Origin of the sequence: Stenotrophomonas sp. TEPEL, from assembly GCF_004348785.1 — a bacterium.
Classification (GTDB): domain Bacteria; phylum Pseudomonadota; class Gammaproteobacteria; order Xanthomonadales; family Xanthomonadaceae; genus Stenotrophomonas; species Stenotrophomonas indicatrix.
In genome coordinates, this window is sequence record NZ_QQXJ01000001.1 from 201,340 (window position 1) to 221,748 (window position 20,409).

The window sequence follows — 20,409 nt, forward strand, 5'->3', positions numbered from 1 at the left end:
TGCCCGGCGGAGAGCCTCAACCGCCTTCCGGCTTCCGGCAGGCCGGGTTGCCCATCGCATTGTGGTAATCGCGGTCGAAGCAGCGCAGGAAGGCATCGAGCACATCGAGATTCGGCGGCCAAGGGGCATCCACCTGCTGCCCGCCTTTGGTAGTGAAGTGGAAACGACCGTTCTTGATGTTCTCCGCCATCGTGGGTGGCGTCGGTATCGCGACCAGCGCGGCACGTGCCTTTTCCAGTCCGCCGCGATCACGCCGCAGGAACGCGATCGTGCCGTCCACGTAGGCGTTCCAATAGCCGGGGTCGGTGTCCTTCGGCTTGTAGGTGCGCTGCATCAGCGCGATCGCCTGCGCGGTTTGCCCAAGCTCCGCGCGCAGCTGCCCTTCGTGCCAGATGAGGGTGGTGTTGCCCGTCGCCTTGGGCAATGTCGCATACGCGGCCAGCAGGTCCGCGGCTTCCTGGGTGCAGCCGCGATCGGCCAGCGGGCGCCAGCCCCCGTCCATGTCCTGGTCGAACATGCCCGGTTCCATCGCCAGCATCGCCGCGCGGTCGTAGCTGCAGTCAGGGGCCTGCGGCGGTTCGGCGCTCGCGCCCATGGCCACGGCCAGGGCGAGGAAAAGTGACGTCATCACAACCTCCGTGTCGGTGATATCGGGATACCTTAGCGGACTACGAGGGAGGCTGCCGGCCAGCGGCCGGCACTACCGTCTTCAGTCGCCCAGCAGGGCGGTGTTACGCACGGCGCCCTTGTCGGCACTGGTGGCCAGCAGGGCATAGGCCTTCAACGCGCTGGTGACTTTGCGTGGTCGCGGTGCGCGCGGCTTCCAGCCCCGTGCATCGGCGTCGGCGCGGCGCTGGACCAGCGTCGCCTCAGCCACCAGCAGGTCGATGCGCCGCGCCGGGATGTCGATGCGGATGCGGTCACCATCCTCCACCAGTCCGATCACACCGCCGCTGGCCGCTTCCGGCGAAACGTGGCCGATCGACAGGCCCGAGGTGCCACCGGAGAATCGGCCGTCGGTCAGCAGTGCGCACTGCTTGCCCAGGCCTTTCGACTTCAGGTAGCTGGTCGGGTACAGCATCTCCTGCATGCCCGGGCCGCCCTTCGGGCCTTCGTAGCGGATCACCACCACGTCGCCGGGCTTCACTTCATCGGCAAGAATGCCGGCCACGGCAGCGTCCTGGCTTTCGTAAACGCGCGCGGGGCCTTCGAACACGTGGATCGACTCGTCCACGCCGGCGGTCTTCACCACGCAGCCATCCACGGCCAGATTGCCGCGCAACACGGCGAGGCCGCCTTCCAGTGAGTACGCATGCTGCAGCGAGCGGATGCAGCCTTCGGCGCGATCCCGGTCCAGCGACGGCCAGCGCGTGGCCTGGCTGAAGGCCTCCTGGGTGGGAATGCCGGCGGGACCGGCCTTGAAGAAGGTGTGCAGGGTGTCGTTGTCGCTGCGCATCACGTCCCAGCGATCCAGTGCTTCGCCGAGCGTGGCGCTGTGCACGGTCGGCACCGAGGTATTCAGCAGGCCGGCGCGATCCAGTTCACCGAGGATGCCGAACACACCACCGGCGCGGTGCACGTCCTCGATGTGGTACTTCGGCGTGTTCGGTGCCACCTTGCACAGCTGCGGCACGCGCCGCGACAGCGCATCGATGTGGGTCAGGTCGAAGTCGACCTCGCCTTCCTGCGCAGCGGCCAGCAGGTGCAGGATGGTATTGGTCGAGCCGCCCATGGCGATGTCCAGGGTCATGGCATTGGCGAACGCGGCCTGGGTGGCGATGCCACGCGGCAGCGCACGCGGGTCTTCGCCGCCATACCAGCGGTGGCAGAGTTCGACGATCAGGCGGCCGGCGCGACGGAACAACGCTTCGCGGTCGGCATGCGTGGCCAGGGTGGTGCCGTTGCCGGGCAGCGACAGGCCCAGTGCTTCGGTCAGGCAGTTCATCGAGTTGGCGGTGAACATGCCCGAGCACGAGCCACAGGTGGGGCAGGCGCTGCGCTCGTAGTCGGCGACCTTCTCGTCCGAAGCGCTGTCATCGGCAGCGACGACCATCGCGTCGACCAGGTCAAGCTTGTGCTCGGACAGCTTGGTCTTGCCGGCTTCCATTGGTCCGCCGGAGACGAACACCACCGGGATGTCCAGGCGCAGCGCCGCCATCAGCATGCCGGGGGTGATCTTGTCGCAGTTGCTGATGCACACCAGCGCATCGGCGCAGTGGGCATTGACCATGTATTCGACGGCGTCGGCGATGATCTCGCGGCTGGGCAGCGAGTACAGCATGCCGTCGTGGCCCATGGCGATGCCGTCGTCCACGGCGATGGTGTTGAATTCCTTGGCGACGCCGCCAACCTGTTCGATCTCGCGCGCGACCAGCTGGCCAAGGTCCTTCAGGTGCACGTGGCCGGGCACGAACTGGGTGAAGGAGTTGGCGATGGCGATGATCGGCTTGTGGAAGTCGCCATCCTTCATGCCGGTGGCACGCCACAGGGCGCGGGCACCGGCCATGTTGCGGCCGGCGGTGGAGGTGCGGGAGCGGTATTCGGGCATGGCTGGCGGAACGGGCGGGCCGTACGACGTGGGGGTCGGTTGATCATGGCCAATTTTTTCGGTTGCTGCTGCAACCACCGGAGACGGTCCGGCAGGGCTGCGCCCTGCACCTGCCGAATCAACGTCAACGTCAAAATCAAAAGCGGGCTATCCGCGGGATGGCGGGGTGGGTCCGGTGGCGGGGGACGCCGTAAATACGTCCATGTAGGCTCGGTCGCGCCTTGCTCGTGTGCGCTCTCCTGCGCACACGGCAAGACCAGGGTTGGGCGTCCTGCCCAACCCGCCCGAGGCATGCCTCGGGCCCATGGCGCTCACGCCCCCGCCACCGGACACCCCTTAGTGCTGCGCGTGTTCGGCCAGCATCTGCCGGAACAGGGCATCCAGCCATGGACCATCGCCATGCCCGGCGGGCAGCTGCGGACCCTCGGCGCGCGTGGCCATTTCCTGGTCGATGTAGTCGCTGATGGCGATGATGCGGGGACCGGCCGTCACTTCGGCGCTGGCACGCTTGACCACCAGCAGCGCTTCGATCGCCCCGCGTACCGGGCCATCCGGCAGCAAACGCTCCAGCAGATGCTCGAATGCCATGGGCGGCGGGCTGGACTCGCTTTCGATCCACTGGCAGGCCAGCAGCGCGCGCAGCACGTACAGATACTTCTTGGTGCTGATGGCCCCGCCGCCGAGATGTCGGCTGTAGGTGGTGCGCGCCATGCTCATGTAGTGCCACCAGCTGCCCAGCGGCGAGTAGAAGCGCTGGGCAGCCTCCCAGAGCTGCGCCACGGCGGCATCGTTCTGCTGGTAGATGATCGGCGAACGCAGCCATTCGATCAGCGTCGGGTTCGACTTGGATACCAGCCGCAGTGCCTTGCGCAAATCCCAGCCGCTGACGTCCAGCTCGTCGTCGATCGGCAGTTCGATCACATCGCGCTGCGCCTCGCCCGGCCCGGTGCTCTCGTTGACACTCAGGTACCAGGGCTGGCGGTGCACGTAGATGAAGCGTGCATCGTAGTCGCTGTCCGGCGACGAGAAACCCCAGCCGCGGCTGCCCGATTCGCAGGCCAGCAGCACGCGCACGTCGTGCGTGCGTTCGATGTCGGCCAGGGTGGCCAGGATGGCGGCGCGCTTGTCCGCCGCGATCGGATGGATGTCGTCCATGCAAGGAAGCTCCTGCTGTTGTTGCGTCGAGCCCATCGACTCTACAGGCAGCAGGCGGATACGTGTAGCGCCAGGCCATGCCCGGCGCACGCGATCATCGGGGCTATGCCACGCGTCCGCGCCGTGCGCGCTCCAGGTGCACCAGCAGCAGCGAGATCGCCGCCGGGGTCATGCCCGGAATGCGCTGGGCCTGGCCGATGGTCTGCGGACGCACGCGCTCGAGCTTCTGCAGCGCTTCGGCCGACAGCCCGCGCACGATGGCGTAGTCAAAATCGCCGGCAATCGGCGTTGCTTCATGGCGCTGCTGGCGCTCGATCTCCTCGCGCTGGCGATCCAGGTAACCGGCGTACTTCACCCCGATTTCCACCTGTTCGGCCACCTTGCCATCGGCCACGGCCGGGCCGAGCGAGGGCACCCGCATCAGCTGCGCGTAATCCAGTTCCGGGCGCTTGATCAGGTCCAGCACGTTGGTTTCGCGGCTGACCGCCACGCCCAGCGTTTCCTGCACTTCGCGGCCCAGCGCATTGGCCGGCGTGGCCCACAGCGCGCCCAGGCGCGTGCGCTCGGCGGCCACGGCAGCCTGCTTGGTTTCGAAGGCCCGCCAGCGACGATCATCGACCAGGCCCATGTCGCGGCCGGCCGGGGTCAGGCGCTGGTCGGCATTGTCTTCGCGCAGCTGCAGGCGGTACTCGGCGCGGCTGGTGAACATGCGGTACGGCTCGTTGGTGCCGTGGGTGATCAGGTCATCCACCAGCACGCCGAGGTAGGCTTCGTCGCGACGCGGGCACCAGCCCTCGAGGCCACGCACCTGGCGAGCGGCGTTGAGGCCGGCCAGCAGGCCCTGTGCGGCTGCTTCTTCATAACCGGTGGTGCCGTTGATCTGGCCGGCGAAGAACAGGCCGTTGACCAGCTTGGTTTCCAGCGAGGCCTTCAGCCCGCGTGGATCGAAGAAGTCGTACTCGATGGCATAGCCGGGGCGTGTGATGTGCGCGTTCTGGAAACCACGGATGCTGCGCACCATCTCCAGCTGCACGTCGAACGGCAGCGAGGTGGAAATGCCGTTGGGATAGATCTCGACGATGCCCAGGCCTTCGGGCTCGACGAAGATCTGGTGGCTGGCCTTCTCGGCAAAGCGCACCACCTTGTCCTCGATGGAGGGGCAGTAGCGCGGGCCGATGCCTTCGATCTGGCCGCTGTACAGCGGCGAGCGGTGCAGGGCGTCGCGGATGATCTGGTGGGTCTGCTCGCTGGTGTGGGTGATCCAGCAGCTGACCTGCTGCGGATGCTCATCCACCGAGCCGAGGAAAGACATCACCGGGCGCGGCGTGTCGCCGGGCTGCTCGTCCATCACGCTGTAGTCCAGCGAACGGCCGTCGATGCGCGGTGGCGTGCCGGTCTTCAGGCGGTCCACCTGGAACGGCCGCTCGCGCAGGCGTGCAGCCAGCGTGGTGGCGGGCGGATCGCCCATGCGGCCGGCTGCGTACTGGGTCGGGCCGACGTGGATCTTGCCGGCCAGGAAGGTGCCGGCGGTCAGCACCACGGCCTCGGCATCGAAACGCAGGCCGGTCTGGGTGATGACCCCGCGCACGTGGTCGCCCTCGATGACCAGGTCATCCACCGCCGCCTGGAACACGGTCAGGTTGGCCTGGCCCTCGACGATGGCGCGGATCGCCATGCGGTACAGGTTGCGGTCGGCCTGGCAGCGGGTGGCGCGCACGGCCGGGCCCTTGGAGGCGTTGAGGGTGCGCCACTGGATGCCGGCGCGGTCGGCGGCATGCGCCATCGCACCGCCGAGGGCGTCGATTTCCTTGACCAGATGGCCCTTGCCGATGCCACCGATGGCCGGGTTGCAGCTCATCGCTCCCACCGTTTCGATGTTGTGGGTCAGCAACAGGGTGCGCACGCCGGTACGGGCCGCAGCCAGCGCGGCCTCGGTGCCGGCGTGGCCACCGCCGATGACGATGACGTCGTAACGATGGAAGGAATCGATCATGGGGGCTGTTCAGCAAGGGGCAGGCGCAGCCGGAGACGGCGCCGGGGTGGCGATTTTAGCGCCAATCGGGGCAGGGACGTTGGCGCCGGCCGGCCGGAGTCGAAATCAACCCTAAAGTTGGCAGGATTTTTGCAGATAACCCAATAGCACCCACCGTGGCTGGCGCCGCAGGCGCTGGTGACCGGAATTGGAACAGGGGCCGGTACAGGCGCACGGTGGGGAAGCAGAGGGGCCGGCAGTCGGGGGACTGTCCGGCCCTGTTTTTTTGGGGCGGCTGGGAACGCGGCATCCACGCATGGCGTGGATCTACCGCCCGCGCGCCCTGGTGTCCCCAACAACAAACGGCCCCGCAGTGCGGGGCCGTTTGCCTTCAAAGGTGCCGACATCCGACAGGGCCGGAACAGGGGGGATCCAGATGTTCCTGTCGGATATCGACGTAGAGCTGTTTGGGACGGGCTCTTAACGCTTTTGTCACTTTGTGACGCTGGCAGTCACCACCTGCGTAGATTGAGGCTTGGACCGTGTGAAATGCAAGATGGAACAAGCGTCAACTGTGCGCTATCTCTCACGATCCATGGCACGCCAGGGGGAACTGTTCATCCTCGGCGCACGCGGAGCCGGAGCCGGAGCCGGACGCGCCTGCGGCGGCGGCGAGGGGCGCTCGACCCGCTGTGCAGGCTGCGGCGGTCGACGCATCGAATCCATGTTGCGCCAGGGCGAGCCGCCATTGTTCTGGCGCGGCGGCGGTGGCGGGCGGTTTTCGCCGCCGTTGCCGGGACGCGGTGGCGGGCGGTGGTTGTGGTGCGGCGGGCGGTAGATCGGCCGCTGGTAGTACGGGCCGCCATAGCCGTAATAGCCACCGCCGCCGTAATACGGATAGCCGTAGTCGGCCGGGTAGCCATAGGGGTAGCGGTACTCCACCGACGGTGCGCCGTGGTAGTAACCGCCGCCGCGGCCACCGACATAGTCATACGTGGTGCAACCGGTCAGGGCCAGCAGCAGGCCACCGGCAAGCATCAGGCGCGTTTTCATGATGGGTCCCCCCAGAGGACGGGTATGCAGGCAGCTTCAGCCGCCGGCGTTGAATCAGCCCTTAATTCCGCCGGCCAGGATGAATGGCGGTGTAGGCATGCATGCTGGCATGACCGATGGCGCCCTCGCCAGCGCGGGGCCATACGTTAATCTTGCGTCATGAGCGATTCACTGTTGCCCCGCGCTGATGACGTCCTCGCCGCCGCCGCGCGGATCGCGCCCCATGCCAGCGTGACCCCGGTGCTGCGCTCGCGCACGCTGGACGCGCTGGCCGGTGCGCAACTGGCGTTCAAGGCCGAGCACCTGCAGCGCGGCGGCGCGTTCAAGTTCCGCGGTGCGTGCAATGCGGTGTGGTCGCTGGATGCCGATCACGCCGGTGCCGGTGTGGTGACCCATTCCTCCGGCAATCACGGTGCCGCCTTGGCGCTGGCTGCCCGCACACGGGGCATTCCCTGCCATGTGGTGGTGCCCGAAGGGGCCGTGGCCGCCAAGCTGGCCAATATCGCCCGGCATGGCGCCACCCTCTGGCGCTGCCCGGCCACCATTGCCGACCGCGAGGCCACCTGCGCCAAGGTGCAGGCCGATACCGGCGCCACTCTGGTCCATCCGTACACCAACCCCGCGGTGATCGCCGGGCAGGGCACGGCCGCGCTGGAGCTGCTGCACAGCGAGGAGCCGTTCGACGTGCTGGTGGTGCCGGTGGGCGGTGGTGGCCTGGCCAGTGGCACCGCGTTGGCCCTGCAGCGCGCCAGCCCGGGTACGCGGCTGGTGCTGGCCGAGCCGGCCGGTGCCGACGACACCGCCCGTTCGCTGGCGACCGGCAAGCGCCAGGAGGCATTTACCCCGGACACGATCTGCGACGGACTGCGCACGCTGATCGGCGCCCCCAACTTCGCGCTGCTGCAGGCCGCGGGCGCCGAGGTCATCGTGGTTGACGATGCCGCCACCGTGGCGGCGATGCGCCTGCTGTGGGACGTGCTCAAGCAGGTGGTCGAGCCGTCCTCGGCGATCGTGCTGGCGGCGGTGCTTGCGCAGCCTGCGCGCTTCGCCGGCCTGCGCGTTGGACTGGTGCTGTCCGGCGGCAATGTCGATCTGCCTGCCCTGCGTTGGGGAGCGCCATGAGCCGCGGCCGCCATCGCGAACGTACCGGCCTGCTCGGTTGGGTGTGGCGGTTGTTCGTACTGCTGGTGATCTGGCTGCTGGGCGTGACCGCCTGGATCGTCTGGGTCGGCGAGCGCGACCAGGCGGCCAAGGCGGACGCGATCATCGTGCTGGGTGCGGCGGCCTACGATGCCAAGCCCTCGCCGGTGTTTGAAGAGCGCATCCGCCACGGCCTGGATCTGTACGACGCCGGCTACGCGCCACTGCTGATCTTCACCGGTGGCTACGGAGGCACCGGTGCGCGCTTCTCGGAATCGCAGGTGGCCCGGCGCTATGCGCTCAAGCACGGCATTCCCGATGAGGCGATCCTCATCGAGACCGCCTCGCGCAATACCGTGCAGAACCTGGTCGAGGCCAAGCGGCTGATGGACCAGCGCAAGCTGCATTCGGTGATCATCGTCAGCGACCCGCTGCACATGGCGCGCGCGCTGCGCCTGAGCAAGGCGCTGGGCATCCAGGCGTTGGCCTCGTCCACACCCAGCACGCGCTTCCGCAGCTTCCATACCAGCTGGCGCTTCCTGGTGCAGGAGATCTACTTCTTCCACCGCGACCTGGTACGGCCGCCGTTGAGTTCACCGGCCAATACCTGAGCGGCTGCCGCTGCGCTCGCCGGGCATGGCCCGGCGCTACCCATGACGCGCGCCTGGCCGGGACCTGCTTTGGTAGTTGCCGACCTTGGTCGGCACGGGAAGCACAGCGCCGACCAAGGTCGGCTGGTAGCGCCGGGCCATGCCCGGCGGCGCCTTCGAATCAGGTCTGCTTGCGCCGGATCGGGATCGCCGACACCGGCACGGAAGCAATGTCATGCCCACCTTCGCGGATCGGCGCGCCCGGATCCGGCGCCCAGGCATGAGCGTAGATTACTTCCCAGCTGCTGGGCAGCTTGCCATCGGCACGGCGCATCGGTTCGTACGCCGCCGCTGCCGCCGCGAACCGCCCCCGGCCGGTCAACGTATGGCGGCGATCGACCCGTGCGTTGGTCGCGCCCATCGCGCGCAGCTCGCGCATCAACGAGGGCAGATCGTCGTAGGTCAGGGTGAACAGGTCGCGGTCCAGTACCGGATCGCGGAAGCCGGCCATCATCAGCGCATCGCCGAACTGGGCGATCTGCGCGAAGCGGCTCACGTGCGGGCGGTCGTCGGCGGCGGCGAAGGCCTCGTTGAGCTCGACCAGCGTTTCCGGCCCGAACGTTGAACACACCAGCAGCCCACCGGGCTTGAGCACGCGGCGGAAACCGGCGAACACCGCCGGCAGGTCGTCCACCCACTGCAGGCACAGGTTGCTGAAGATCACATCGACGCTGTTGTCGGCCAACGGCAGCGCCGTGGCATCGGCGGCCAGGCGCTGGAACGGCTTCCACCAGCCGGCCTGGCGCTTGGCCTGGTCGAGCATCGGCAGTGCCACGTCCAGCGCGATCACCTGCGCCTTCGGCCAGCGCTTCTTCATCAGCGCACTGGCATGGCCGGTGCCGGCACCGATATCCAGCACCACCTCCGGCTTGCGTGCCTCCAGGTAGTCCAGCGATTCCAGCAGCCGCGACTGCACCTCGCGCTGCAGGGCGGCGGCAGCATCGTAGCTGGTAGCGGCGCGGGCGAAGGCGCGGCGGACATGGCGGGCATCGAAGTGGGACGGCATTGCAGAAGTCTCTTAGAACGTACCGGGGTAGGCGCCGCCGTCGATCAGCAGGTTCTGCCCGGTGAGGTAACCGGCCTGTGCACTGCACAGGAAGGCGCAGGCGGCGCCGAATTCGTCCGGCGTGCCGAAGCGGCCGGCGGGAATCTGCTGGCGGCGGCGTTCGGCCACCGCCTGCACGTCCCCGTCCTGGCCGGCGGCGTGGGCGAAGTTGGCGCGCAGGCGGTCGGTATCGAACTGGCCGGGCAGCAGATTGTTGATCGTGACGTTGTGGACGACGGTGCGCCGCGCCAGCCCGGCGACGAAGCCGGTCAGGCCGCTGCGCGCGCCGTTGGACAGCGCCAGCGCGTCGATGGGTGCCTTCACCGATGACGAGGTGATGTTGACGATGCGGCCGAAGCCGCGTTCGATCATCGCGTCCACGGTGGCGCGGATCAGCGCGATCGGTGCCAGCATGTTGGCGTCGAGCGCGGCGATCCAGTCGTCGCGCTCGAACGTGCGGAAGTCGCCCGGCGGCGGACCGCCGGCGTTGGTCACCAGGATGTCGACCTGCGGGCAGGCGGCCAGCGCCTGGGCGCGGCCCGCCTCGGTGGTGACGTCGGCGGCGATCGCATGCACTTCAGCGGCACCGCGCAGCGTACGCAGTTCTTCAGCCGCGGCCTGCAGCGCAGCGTCACCGCGGGCGACGATGACCACGTTCACGCCTTCGCGTACCAATGCGCGCGCGCAGCCCAGGCCAAGCCCCTTGCTGGCGCCGCAGACCAGTGCCCAGCGGCCGGAAATGCCCAGATCCATGCGTCAGTCCTGCACAAGCTTAGGAAGGCTCATTGTCCGCCATCGGCCGGTGACAGGCGGGCAACGAAGTGTTGCAGGGCGGCCGCAACGTCATCGGCATGGCCGAGGAAGGGCGCGTGGCCGCCATGGCCGACGGTCAGCGACTGCCCGCCGGGCGCCAGCGCGGCAGCGGCCTGCATCGCCGCCGGCGAGACCAGACGGTCACGCTGGCCGGCAATCCACAGGCTGGGCTTGCCCAGTGCGGGCAAGGCACCGCGCAGGTCGGTGCTCTCCAGCAGCTGCAGGCCCTCGCGCAGTGCGCGTTCGGTGGGCGCTCCGCGTTCGACCAGGCGCAGCCGCAGGGTGCGCAGTTCCTCGCGGGCATGCGCCGAACCCATCACGTCCAGTGCCAGGAAACGTTCCAGGGTGCCACTGAAGTCCTGCGCGAGGTCACGACCGAACTGCTCGAATACCGATGGCTCCACCGCATGCGGCCAGTCATCACCGCGCACGAAGCGCGGCGTGGCGGCGATCATCGCCAGACCGCGCACCTTCGGCAGCGTGGCCGCCGCGTGCAGCGCGAACAGGCCGCCCAGTGACCAGCCGCACCACACCGCCGGCGGCGTGGCCGCGGCAATGGCATTGACCACGAACGGCAGGCGCAGCGGGGTGCTGTCGTCGCGGCTATGGCCATGGCCGGGCAGGTCGACCAGATGCAGCGTGAATCGATCGGCCAGGCGCTGCACCAGCGGCGCAAACACGCCGCCCTGCAGGGCCCAGCCGTGGATCAGTACCAGGTCCGGCCCATGGCCGGTCACTTCAATATGCATGGGGAACTACACGATCACTCAGGCCAGCGCCGGCAACGACGGCGGCAGCACTTCACGCGCGGCAAAGGCCACGCGGTCGCGTGCAACGGCGATGGCGTCGACCAGGCCGCGTACCTGCTCGGTGGTGTGCAGCGCGGACAAGGTGACGCGCAGGCGCGCCTTGCCTTCCGGCACGGTCGGTGGGCGGATCGCGCCGACCAGCCAGCCGGCCTGCTCCAGCGCCTGCGACATCGCCATGGCAGTGTGGTCGTCGCCACACAACAGCGGCTGGATCGGCGTTTCCGATGCCATCAGATCCAGCCCATGACGTCGCGCTTCGCTACGGAACAGGGCAATCAGATCGGCCAGCTTCGCGCGGCGCCAATGATCGCGGCGGGCCAGGCGCACCGCTTCCAGTGCGGATGCCGCCAGCGCCGGCGCCATGGCGGTGGTGTAGATGTAGGGGCGTGCGGTTTCGGCCAGGTGCTCGATCAGGTCTTCGCGGCCGAGCACCAGCGCGCCGGAACCGCCAAGCGCCTTGCCCAGGGTGACCAGCTGCAGCGGCACATCGTCCACGCCCAGGCCGGTGGTGGCGACCGCGCCACGACCATCGCCGAGCACGCCCACGCCATGTGCATCGTCCACGTAGAACAGCGCCTGCTGCAGGCGCGCGACCAGCGACAGCGCACGCAGCGGCGCGATATCGCCATCCATGCTGAAGACACCGTCGGTAGCCAGCATCGCTGCGCCATCGGGCGCATGCTTGAGCTGGCGCATCGCACCTTCCGCGTCCAGGTGCGGGTAGCGGCGCAGGCGCGCGCCGGCCAGCCGGGTGGCATCGAGCAGACTGGCGTGGTTGAGCTTGTCCTGCACGCAGACATCGTTCTCTTCGCCCAGCAGCGCCTGCTGCACGGCCAGGTTGGCGGTGAAGCCACTGCCGAACAGCAAGGCACGCGGGTAACCGAGCCACTCGGCCACTTCGCGTTCCAATGCGTCGTGCAGCGCGTGGTGGCCGCAGACCAGGTGCGAAGCACCGGCACCGGCACCTTCGCGCGCGGCGGCATCCTGCAGTGCGTTGACCACGCTGAACTGCTGGGCCAGGCCCAGGTAATCGTTGCTGCAGAAGCCGGTCAGCCAGCGCCCATCGACTTCCAGGCGCACACCATCGCGACGGGTGACCGTGCGCCGCGGGCGGCGACGGCCTTGTGCATCGCGCAACGCGCGCTGGGCTTGGAGGCGGGCGGTCAGGTCGGGGCGTGCCATGGCGGCTGGATGCGGCGACGGGGCGGCTAGGGTAGCGCGTTGCCGCGACGCCTGCTTGGCCGCCGGCTCAGGCCGCGTGGGTGCAGCCGCAGCCGGGGCCATCGGCGCTGATATCGGCATGCACGGTTCCGCCATGGTCATGACCGTCGGCGTCCACCTGCACCGCCATCGGCTGCAGGCCCAGGCGTGCGAACAGGGCCATGTCGCGCTCGCTCTCCGGGTTGCCGGTGGTCAGCAGCTTGTCGCCATAAAAGATGGAGTTGGCGCCGGCCAGGAAGCACAGCGCCTGCAGCTCGTCACTCATCGACTCGCGGCCGGCCGACAGGCGCACCATCGAACGCGGCATGGCGATGCGGGCCACGGCGATCATGCGCACGAACTCGAACGGGTCCAGCTCGGCACTGCCATGCAGCGGCGTGCCGGCCACCTGCACCAGCTTGTTGATCGGCACCGAATCGGGATGCGCCGGCAAGGTGGCCAGCGCCAGCAGCAGACCGACCCGCTGCGCGCGCGTTTCGCCCATGCCAACGATGCCGCCGCAGCAGGTCTTCAACCCCGCATCACGGACATGGCCCAGCGTATCCAGGCGATCCTGGTACTGCCGGGTGTGGATGATCGACTCGTAGTAGTCCGGCGCGGTATCGAGGTTGTGGTTGTAGTAGTCCAGGCCGGCGTCCTTCAACGCGCGCGCCTGCTCGCCACTGAGCATGCCCAGCGTGGCGCAGGTTTCCAGGCCCAGCGCTTTCACCCCGGCGATCATTGCCGCCACCTTGGGGATGTCGCGGTCCTTCGGCGAACGCCACGCTGCACCCATGCAGAAACGCGAGGCACCGGCCGCTTTGGCTTGGCGGGCCTTGGCCAGCACCGCGTCGGTGTCCATCAGTTTCTGTGCGTTGACCCCGGTGCTGTAGCGCTGCGCCTGCGGGCAGTACGCGCAGTCTTCCGGGCAGCCACCGGTCTTCACCGACAACAGCGTGGATACCTGCACCTGGGCCGGATCGAAGTGCTCGCGGTGGACGGCGGCGGCGCGGAACAGCAGTTCCGGGAGGGGCAGGTCGAACAGCGCCTGCAGTTCGTCGTGGTGCCAGTCGTGGCGGATGGCGGTTGCCATGGCGGGACCTTGGAAGGGCTGGAGCGAGGGCGCAGTCTGGGTGGGGTTGGGAACGCTGTCAACTATAAATATAAAGTAGTGGTTTACAGGGGTCGTCGCCCGGGTCAGTTGCAGCGGTGCTAAGTTGGCCGCTACGCATGGAACGTGAGAATCGGCATGGACACGCACAAGAACGCCGCAACCCTTCGCAACGCTGTGCTGTGCAGCCTGGCTGATCTGCCCGATGGAGGCTTGCGCGTGGTAATGGATGACCTGCGGAAATCGGACACCGCCGGTATGTGGCAGCACCGCACGTTCGTTACGTTCAAGGACTATCCACCAGGCATGCTTGCCGACCCGGTAGGCCTGTCCGAAGCGGAGTTGGCAGACTTTGGCTTCTTCGTGCTGGTCCGCCTGCTGGCTGTAAATGGCCGGCTGGCTGACACTGACGACGCGCCGGACTGCGATGCGCACCTCACCAACGAACAGCGGCACCGCATCGCAGCGCTGACCGAGGAGGACGTCGCGCGGATCGATCAGCAGCTGCTTTCCCACTGTGACGGTCAGTTCCGCAAAGTCGCCTATATCGTGGGCACGGCGATGTCGTTGGATCCCGAACGTCCGCCGGGAATTCCAGATGTGTTCTACGCAGGGCGTGTGCGCAAGCTGGTCGAGCGTGGCGCGCTGCAGGCTGCCGGCGACCTGTCGCGCATGCGCTACAGCGAAGTGCGCCGGGTCAGCTCTGCTTGAAGACGGTTCTCTGCCCGATCGCGCTGGACTTTCGAACGTCGGACCGGCCCAGCCCGGGAATCAGGAAATCGGCAGGGCTGCGGCCATGCTTGGTCTTCTCGGCAAGCCAGCGCGGCATCCGGCCGCGGCCCGACCACGTATTGCGCTTGTTGTCCGGGTCGCGGTACTTGGCCGCCACCTTGCCTGCCCTGCGCCGTGTGGCAGGTTTGCGGACCGGTGCAGCGGCCTCGGCGGGCGCAGCCCCGATCAGCTCTTCAATCGTGTAGCCGCACTGCGCGGCGAAGGCGATCAGCTTGCGACGGACGACGGCCACGGGGCGGCGGCTGGCAACCAGCGCCCTCCGCTGCTCGGCAGCAGTCACAAGGGCGTTCAGTTCGCGCAGGCTCAGGTGTTCGACGTCGATTGTCATGCCGGAAGGGTCCGGACATCCCGGCAGCCTGTCAAGCAGCGGACGGTTCACCCAACCCGCCACAACGAGGCCACTGCCGACCGCAAATGGTCAGACGCGGAGCGCGCCCTTCACCTACGCGCATGTGCTGGCTTCGCCGATGGGCAGCATCCACCTGCGTGGCGATGCTGCGGCATGCGCTTCCCACTGCCTTCTGCCCTTGGTGAACCATTACAGGCCGCCTTTCGCCTGTTGCTGCCCCTGCGCTGCCTGGTCTGCGGCGAGCCCGGCCACGACACCTTCGACCTCTGCGTCGCTTGCCTCGCCGACCTACCGTGGGCGGGTCGCGCCTGCCTTCGCTGCGCGCTTCCGCTACCGGAGGAGGCCCTGCCCATCTGCGGCACCTGCCGTGACGAGCCGCCGCCGCAGACCGCCACCCACGCCAGCATGCTGTACCTGCCGCCGATCGATCAACTACTGGTCCGCTACAAATTCCACCAGGACCTGGCTGCCGGACGCCTGCTTGCGCAGTTGATGCTGCGCAACCCGCCGCCATGGTCGTGCCCACCCCTGGTACCGGTGCCGCTGCATCCCAAACGCCTGCGCCAGCGCGGCTATGATCAGGCAGCCGAGCTGTGCCGGCTGCTGCGGACACCGAGGTGGCGCGGGCTGTACCGTCGCCGCCATACCGCGCCGCAGTCCGAACGCAGCGCCGAGCAGCGCCGCGACAACCTGTTCGACGCCTTCGATGTGCGCGGTGCCGTCCCCGCGCGGCTGACCATCGTCGACGACGTGATGACCACCGGCAGCACCGTGCTGGAAGTCGCCGAGACGCTGCGGCTGGTGGGGGCTGAAGATGTGCGGGCATGGGTCTGTGCGCGGGTGCCGTGATCGCACCTTTCATTCCGTAGGTCTAGGATGTTCACGAACCCGGATCGAAGGAGTGGCCATGAATTCCCCTCTGTCTCCCTTGTTGTCGGCCGTTGGACGCAGCTGGTGGATCCTGCTGCTGTACGGTCTGGTCGCGCTGGGCTTCGGCATCATCGCGATCGGCTGGCCGATGTCGGCGGCCATCGCGCTGGCGTGGACGCTGGGCGTGATGGCGATCGTGGAAGGCGTCATCAGCCTGCTGGCGTTGATTACCGGTGGTAGTGGCGCCTCGCGTGGCTGGCTGCTGCTGTACGTGGTCGCCTCGCTGGGCTTCGGCATCCTGGCGGTGATCAATCCACTGGCCACCGCCAGCGTGCTGGTGCTGTTCCTGGCGGCATGGCTGCTGGTGGCAGGCATCTATCGCATCGTCTTCGCCATCCGCGTGCGCAGGCAGATCCAGGGTGAGTGGTTGCTGATTCTCAGCGGCGTGCTGGCCATCGTGCTGGGCCTGCTGTTCGCGGCCAATCCGTATGCCGGCGTAGCGGTAACCACGTTGTGGATCGGCATTGGCAGCCTGCTGTACGGCGTGCTGCAGGTGCTGGTGGCGTTCAAGCTGAGGAAGCTGCGCTGATGCGGGCCTGGAACAGATGGGCGCTGCTCGGCGGCGGCCTCGCGGTGTTGCTGCTGGCGGGCTGCAACCGGGTGCTTCCGGCGGAGACCCGGCATCCGCCGCGGGAGGGGGTGCAGGTGCAGATGCGTGAGGTCGATCCCGATGGCCGCGCTACCCTGCAGTGGCAAGGGCGCAGCATCGCCGTGAAAGCGCCGCCGATACTCACCAGTGCCGATATCGTCGACGTGCGAGCGGCGTTGGACGCCGCGCACCAGCCCGTACTGGAACTGACGTTCCGCAAGGAGTCCGCCGGCCGGTTGCTGCACGCGACCGAGGCCCTGGTGGGCAAGCGGGTGGCGCTTACCGTCGATGACCACGTGCTGTCCGTGGCCACCATAGCGGGCCCTTTTGGCGAGTCCATGCAGGTGGCCGGTACCAACATGAGCGTGGCCGAAGTGCACGACATGGCGCGCTACATCGTGCACGGCGGCCCTGCGCCGCCACAGCAGCGCTGAATCAGCGCTGCTTCCCCGCAAACCCGGCTTCGATCTCTTCCAGCGAGCGCCCCTTGGTCTCCGGCAGCCAGAAAGCGGCCACCAGGAAGAACACGAACGTGCAGCCCGCCCAGAACAGGAACATGCTGGCGTAGCCGTAGTGCCCCACCGTCGGCAGGAAGATCGCGGCAATGGTGGTGGACACGAACTGGTTGATCAGCAGCGCGATGCTCATGCCGTTGGAGCGGATGCGGTTGGGCATCAGCTCGGACAGCGCCAGCCACACGCACACGCCTGGGCCAACTGCGAAGAACGCCACGAATACCAGGATGCAGGCAGCGACGGCCCAGCCATGCGCGGGCGGCGGAATCGGGCCGATACGGGCTTGCTCGATGCGCAGCGGTGCCTGCGCGGCACTGGCCGGGTCGGCGAACGGATTGAGGTGCAACGTGCGGAAGAACGCGCCGATGACGCTGTCCGGCTGTACGGTGCCGGCGCGCTCGATGCGCAGCTCGCGGTCGGTCAGGTTGTCGCTGCGCAGCGCGCGCACGTTGGTGAAGTCGCCATAGGCGTAGGACACGGTCAGCTGCAGCGGCCGGCCCTCGCGGTCGACGCCACCGGCAAGCCGCTGCCACTGCGCGTCATCCAGTACCAGTTGCAGGCCATCGCCGCTCACTGCGGCCTGCAGGTGCGGCTGCACGTCGGCGCGGCCCCGTTCGGCCTGGAAGAACAGCGTTGCTGCGGCCAGCAGGGCCACGCAGATGCCACCGCTGCCCAGCATCAGCAGGAACTTGCGACCCTTGCGGTCGACCAGCAGCAGCGCGGCGACGGTCATCACCGCGTTGAGCAGTTTGATCGCCACGTCGGCGCCGTTGGCCACCGAGCCGGACAGGCCTGCCTGGTTGAGGATGTTGACCGCATAGGCCAGCACCGAGTTGATGCCGGTGGCCTGGGTGCAGGCCAGCACCACGCAGGCCAACACGAACGGCACCACGTAGCGGCGGCTGAGCAGCGGGTCACGCTTGCCGCTGCTGCTGCTCGATTCCGGAGCCTGGATCTGCGCCAGGGTGGGCTCGACGTCGGCAGCGGGCAGCACGCGCTGCAGGCTGCGGCGCGCATCATCGGTGCGGCCACGACGCACCAGCCAGCGCGGTGATTCGGACAGCCAGAAGATGCCGGCGCAGAACAGCAGGCCCGGTGCCAGGCAGGTCCAGAAGATGGTGCGCCAGGCGTGGTCCTTCACCGTGAACAGCTCCTGCGCCTGCCGCGCGACCGGCAGCGAGCGCACCGACTCTGTGGCGGCGTCCACGGCATGGGCGTGGTACAGGCCGATCAACGCGGCCAGCACCAGGCCGACGGTCAGCAGCAGCTGGAACATCGCCGCGCCGCGGCCGCGTCGTTCCGGGCTGAGCACTTCGGCCAGGTACAGGGGAATGACCACGCCGATCAGGCCGCCGCTGACACCCTGCAGCAGGCGCCCCAGCAGCAGCGGGGTGTAACCCGAGGCCAGTGCCATGATCGGGATGCTGGCGGTGAACAGCACGCCGGCCAGCAGCATCGCGCCACGGCGGCCGATGAGGTCGGCGATCATGCCGGCGAACAGTGAGGACAGCACGCTGCCCAGCAGCACCGCGGCGACGACGAAACCGAGCTGCTGGCTGCTGAGCTGCCAGGCGTGGCTGGCGGTGGCTTCAAGATAGGGCAGGGCGCCAGCGATGATGCCGATGTCGATGCCGTACAGCAGGCCACCGAGGCCGCCGATGAAGAGCAGGTAACGTACGGGCCAGCGCGGGGCGGTGGAAGCGGGTACGGCAGGTGCAGTGGCTGCGGTCATCGGCTCGTTCCTGGACTGACGGGAGGGTGCGTGGCTGATGCAATGCGCTTGCGCGCCTTGTGTGCGGCATCCGGGCCGCATGGCGTGTGTCAGTCCAGATCGATCAATCGACCACCTACCACCACTTTCTGCAGGCGCAGTTCCGCATCCAGCACCACCAGGTCGGCGCGGGCGTCGGGCGCAATGCGGCCGCGATCGCTCAAGCCCAGGTAATCGGCCGGGAAGGTGGAAACGCGCTGCGATGCGTCAGCCAGATCCAATCCCACCTGCACCAGGTTGCGCAGCGCCTGGTCCATGGTCAGCGCGCTGCCGGCCAGCGAGCCGGTGGCCAGGCGCACGCAGCCGCCGCACTTGTGTACGCGCTGCTCGCCCAGTGCGTACTCGCCATCGGGCATGCCGGTGGCGGCCGTCGCGTCGGTTACCGCATACAGGCGCGGAATCGCGCGTGCGGCCAGACGGATCACGCCGGGATGGATGTGCTGCAGGTCGGGAATGATCTCGGCGTACTGCGCATGCGCCAGGGCAGCGGCGGCGATGCCCGGCCGGTAGTGGTCGACGCCGGTCATGCCGTTGAACAGATGGGTGAAACCGGAAGCGCCGGCCTGCAATGCGGCCACGCCTTCCTCGTAGGTGCCGGCACTGTGGCCGAGCTGCACGCGGATGCCGAGTGCGGACAGCGCGGGGATCAGTGCGGTGTGCTCGCCGATCTCCGGCGCCAGCGTCATCACCCGGATCGGTGCCAGCGCGTGCAGCTGCCGCACCAGCGCCATCGTCGCCTCGATCGTACGATTGGGTTGTGCGCCCAGCCGCTGCGGGCTGATGAAGGGGCCTTCCAGGTGCACACCGGCGATGCAGGCAGCATCGGCATCGGGCGCTGCCATCGTTGCCGCAACGCCCTGCAGCGCGTATTCGATCTCGTCCAGGCCAGCGGTCATGGTGGTTGCCAGCAGCGTGGTGGTACCAAAGCGCGCATGGGTGCGGGCGATGGTGCGGGCCACGTCGCCGCCCTGCATCAGGTCGACGCCGGCCGCGCCATGCACGTGCAGGTCGATGAAGCCGGGCAGGATCACCGGCAGCTGCGGGTCATCGCCGTCGCTGTGGTCATCTACCTGCAGCTGGCGCACGTGTGAATCGAACTGCACCTGGCCGCGACGCCAGCCCAACGGGGTGAGGATGCGGCCGTGCAGGGAGCGGGTGTCGGTCATGCGGGGGGCTCGGCGATGATCACTTCGATGCCCAGCCGCTGCAGCCCCTCGCGGGTCGCGTCGTCGATGCCGGCGTCGGTGATGATGGCGTGGATCTGATCGAGGCGGGCGATGCGGTGCAGGCTGACGCGTCCGAATTTGGAGGCGTCGGTGAGCACCACGATGCGCCGCGCGCGTTCGACCATGCGGTGGTTGAGGCGGGCTTCGGCTTCGTCGTGGGTGGTCAGGCCGAACTGCAGGTCCAGGCCATCCACGCCCAGGAACAGCGTGTCGAAACTGTAGGAGTTGAGGCTGGCTTCGGCCTGGCTGCCCTGCAGCGACAGCGATTGCTGGCGCAGCAGTCCGCCGGTCAGCAGCACGGTGATGCCGGCGGCGTTGGCCAGTTCCCAGGCGATGTTCAGGCCGTTGGTCATCACCGTCACATCGCGGTGTCCGCGCAGGTGGCGGGCCAGGGTCATCGTGGTGGAGCCGGAGTCGATGATGATGTTGTCACCGGCCTGCACCAGGCGCGCGGCCGCCGTGCCGATGGAATCCTTCAGCGGCAGGTTCAGCGCATCCTTTTCATGGATGTCCTGCTCCTGCGGCGGCGTTCGCACCAGGGTGGCGCCACCGTGGGTTCGCGTGGCCAGCCCCTGCGATTCGAAGTGGGTCAGGTCGGCACGGATGGTCACCGCCGACACGCCAAAGCGCTCGACCAGATCGGCCACCTGCACCGAGCCGTGCTCGATCAGCAGCTGCAGGATCTGTTGCCGGCGGGAGCGGGTGTTGCGCATGGCCATTCTCGGTTTCGCGGGGAAAGGT

20 protein-coding genes are annotated in these 20,409 nt (G+C 68.1%); 6 read left to right on the forward strand and 14 right to left on the reverse strand.

Annotation, left to right across the window (positions count from 1 at the left end):
* Positions 1–16: 16 nt before the first annotated feature.
* The 5 genes from TEP_RS00875 to TEP_RS00900 all read right to left on the reverse strand — a co-directional run bounded on the left by TEP_RS00875 (position 17) and on the right by TEP_RS00900 (position 6,728).
* Positions 17–628 (reverse strand): hypothetical protein, encoded by a 612-nt coding sequence (locus tag TEP_RS00875; RefSeq protein ID WP_132823725.1) that lies wholly within the window; start codon positions 626–628, stop codon positions 17–19.
* Between the two features lie 81 nt (positions 629–709).
* Complete coding sequence (ilvD, locus tag TEP_RS00880) at positions 710–2,548, reverse strand: dihydroxy-acid dehydratase (RefSeq protein WP_132823726.1); 1,839 nt, start codon at positions 2,546–2,548, stop codon at positions 710–712.
* A gap of 336 nt (positions 2,549–2,884) precedes the next feature.
* Positions 2,885–3,703 carry a nucleotidyltransferase domain-containing protein gene (locus TEP_RS00890; protein WP_093819423.1) on the reverse strand — a complete coding sequence of 273 codons (819 nt, stop codon included), beginning with the start codon at positions 3,701–3,703 and terminating at the stop codon, positions 2,885–2,887.
* Between the two features lie 103 nt (positions 3,704–3,806).
* A complete protein-coding gene (gene mnmG / locus TEP_RS00895) occupies positions 3,807–5,696 on the reverse strand; it encodes a tRNA uridine-5-carboxymethylaminomethyl(34) synthesis enzyme MnmG (protein ID WP_080149610.1) in 1,890 nt (629 codons plus the stop codon).
* 558 nt (positions 5,697–6,254) lie between these two features.
* On the reverse strand, positions 6,255–6,728 hold the full coding sequence (locus TEP_RS00900) for a hypothetical protein (protein ID WP_132823728.1): 474 nt from the start codon (positions 6,726–6,728) through the stop codon (positions 6,255–6,257).
* A 159-nt stretch (positions 6,729–6,887) separates the two neighbouring features.
* Between TEP_RS00900 and TEP_RS00905 the strand changes: the two genes are divergently transcribed.
* Both TEP_RS00905 and TEP_RS00910 read left to right on the forward strand, forming a co-directional pair.
* Positions 6,888–7,850: a pyridoxal-phosphate dependent enzyme gene (locus tag TEP_RS00905; protein WP_132823729.1), complete on the forward strand. Its 963-nt coding sequence runs from the start codon at positions 6,888–6,890 to the stop codon at positions 7,848–7,850.
* Positions 7,847–8,479: a YdcF family protein gene (locus tag TEP_RS00910; RefSeq protein WP_025877503.1), complete on the forward strand. Its 633-nt coding sequence runs from the start codon at positions 7,847–7,849 to the stop codon at positions 8,477–8,479. The genes TEP_RS00905 and TEP_RS00910 overlap by 4 nt, the downstream gene beginning before the upstream one ends.
* A gap of 160 nt (positions 8,480–8,639) precedes the next feature.
* On the opposite strand, the gene bioC is transcribed toward TEP_RS00910, so the two are convergent.
* From bioC to bioB, 5 genes are all read right to left on the reverse strand, one after another.
* Positions 8,640–9,524 carry a malonyl-ACP O-methyltransferase BioC gene (gene bioC / locus TEP_RS00915; protein ID WP_025877501.1) on the reverse strand — a complete coding sequence of 295 codons (885 nt, stop codon included), beginning with the start codon at positions 9,522–9,524 and terminating at the stop codon, positions 8,640–8,642.
* A 12-nt stretch (positions 9,525–9,536) separates the two neighbouring features.
* Positions 9,537–10,316, reverse strand: coding sequence for an SDR family oxidoreductase (locus tag TEP_RS00920; protein ID WP_132823731.1), 780 nt, complete (start codon positions 10,314–10,316; stop codon positions 9,537–9,539).
* Between the two features lie 29 nt (positions 10,317–10,345).
* On the reverse strand, positions 10,346–11,125 hold the full coding sequence (gene bioH / locus TEP_RS00925; RefSeq protein WP_132823732.1) for a pimeloyl-ACP methyl ester esterase BioH: 780 nt from the start codon (positions 11,123–11,125) through the stop codon (positions 10,346–10,348).
* A gap of 18 nt (positions 11,126–11,143) precedes the next feature.
* Positions 11,144–12,367, reverse strand: coding sequence for an 8-amino-7-oxononanoate synthase (gene bioF, locus TEP_RS00930; protein WP_132823734.1), 1,224 nt, complete (start codon positions 12,365–12,367; stop codon positions 11,144–11,146).
* Between the two features lie 67 nt (positions 12,368–12,434).
* The gene (bioB, locus tag TEP_RS00935; protein ID WP_132823736.1) at positions 12,435–13,478 is read right to left on the reverse strand and encodes a biotin synthase BioB; all 1,044 of its coding nucleotides are present in this window, start codon (positions 13,476–13,478) and stop codon (positions 12,435–12,437) included.
* A 156-nt stretch (positions 13,479–13,634) separates the two neighbouring features.
* Between bioB and TEP_RS00940 the strand changes: the two genes are divergently transcribed.
* Positions 13,635–14,207: a DUF3658 domain-containing protein gene (locus tag TEP_RS00940; RefSeq protein ID WP_099785785.1), complete on the forward strand. Its 573-nt coding sequence runs from the start codon at positions 13,635–13,637 to the stop codon at positions 14,205–14,207.
* Here the strand turns inward: TEP_RS00940 and TEP_RS00945 are convergent.
* Complete coding sequence (locus tag TEP_RS00945; RefSeq protein WP_240790606.1) at positions 14,194–14,667, reverse strand: H-NS histone family protein; 474 nt, start codon at positions 14,665–14,667, stop codon at positions 14,194–14,196. The two genes, TEP_RS00940 and TEP_RS00945, sit on opposite strands and share 14 nt — an antisense overlap.
* 123 nt (positions 14,668–14,790) lie before the next feature.
* Here TEP_RS00945 and TEP_RS00950 point away from each other — a divergent pair, with 123 nt between their 5' ends.
* Genes TEP_RS00950 through TEP_RS00960 form a run of 3 tightly spaced genes read left to right on the forward strand, consistent with a single transcriptional unit; the run spans position 14,791 to position 16,590 of the window.
* Complete coding sequence (locus TEP_RS00950; RefSeq protein WP_132823737.1) at positions 14,791–15,486, forward strand: ComF family protein; 696 nt, start codon at positions 14,791–14,793, stop codon at positions 15,484–15,486.
* Between the two features lie 58 nt (positions 15,487–15,544).
* Positions 15,545–16,096 carry an HdeD family acid-resistance protein gene (locus TEP_RS00955; RefSeq protein ID WP_025877483.1) on the forward strand — a complete coding sequence of 184 codons (552 nt, stop codon included), beginning with the start codon at positions 15,545–15,547 and terminating at the stop codon, positions 16,094–16,096.
* Positions 16,096–16,590, forward strand: a complete 495-nt coding sequence (locus TEP_RS00960; RefSeq protein ID WP_132823738.1) for a hypothetical protein — start codon at positions 16,096–16,098, stop codon at positions 16,588–16,590. Before TEP_RS00955 ends, TEP_RS00960 begins: the two co-directional genes overlap by 1 nt.
* A 1-nt stretch (position 16,591) precedes the next feature.
* Here the strand turns inward: TEP_RS00960 and TEP_RS00965 are convergent, their stop codons facing one another.
* The 3 genes from TEP_RS00965 to TEP_RS00975 form a co-directional block, all read right to left on the reverse strand.
* Entirely contained in the window at positions 16,592–18,403 is a 1,812-nt protein-coding gene (locus TEP_RS00965) for an MFS transporter (protein ID WP_132823740.1), read from the reverse strand.
* An 89-nt stretch (positions 18,404–18,492) separates the two neighbouring features.
* Positions 18,493–19,608 (reverse strand): amidohydrolase family protein, encoded by a 1,116-nt coding sequence (locus TEP_RS00970; RefSeq protein ID WP_132823741.1) that lies wholly within the window; start codon positions 19,606–19,608, stop codon positions 18,493–18,495.
* A complete protein-coding gene (locus TEP_RS00975; protein ID WP_049465791.1) occupies positions 19,605–20,381 on the reverse strand; it encodes a DeoR family transcriptional regulator in 777 nt (258 codons plus the stop codon). The genes TEP_RS00970 and TEP_RS00975 overlap by 4 nt, the downstream gene beginning before the upstream one ends.
* Between the last annotated feature and the right edge of the window lie 28 nt (positions 20,382–20,409).